The organism is Duganella vulcania (assembly GCF_009857655.1).
Classification (GTDB): Bacteria; Pseudomonadota; Gammaproteobacteria; order Burkholderiales; family Burkholderiaceae_D; genus Rugamonas; species Rugamonas vulcania.
The window spans coordinates 1-553 of sequence record NZ_WWCX01000284.1 but is presented as its reverse complement, the minus strand read 5'-3'; the positions used below and the strand labels follow the sequence as shown (position 1 = coordinate 553).

The following is a 553-nucleotide window of genomic DNA, read 5'->3' as shown; positions in this document are numbered from 1 at the left end:
GGGCGACTGCGGCGGTTGTCGTGGCGGCGGGGTGGCGCTCATGATTGGCCCTCGCGGCCGAACAGCGCCAGCGCGCGCAGGCAGGCGGCCTGGTGGGCGTCGCCCAGCGCCGGGCCGTAGTCGTGCTGCGCCAGGCGGAAGCTGTAGGGCAGGGCGCGCTGCTCGGCCTCCAGCACCCAGCGCGCCATGCGCGACAGCTTCTGTTCCAGGTCCAGCTGCGGCGGCAGCTCGGCGAAGTCGAGGCACAGCTCGGCCACCGCGCCGCCGTCGAAGTGCTTGGTGACCAGCTGGCCGCCCAGCGCCGGATCGTGGCGGGCGATCTGGCGCCAGGCCAGGTGGCGCATCGGGTCGCCCGGCTGGTAGCTGCGGATGCCGGCGAACTTGTCCAGGCCGACGGTGCCGTGGCCGTCCTCGCTGGCGGCGCCGCTGGACGGCAGCGGCTGCGGCGGCAGCTCGGGCGCGGGGTAGACCAGCACCCTGAGCGCGGGCCGCCAGTAGCTCCACGCGCGGAACAGGCCGAGCGGGAAGCGAGTGACCAGCCGCACGCGCGGCG

The 553-nt window shown here is 75.6% G+C and carries 1 protein-coding gene; it reads right to left on the bottom strand.

Annotation, left to right across the window (positions count from 1 at the left end; translation table 11 throughout):
- Window positions 1-38 precede the first annotated feature (38 nt).
- The coding region (locus GTP90_RS36010; protein WP_161087958.1) for a DUF58 domain-containing protein at window positions 39-553 on the bottom strand (515 nt) is incomplete at its 5' end.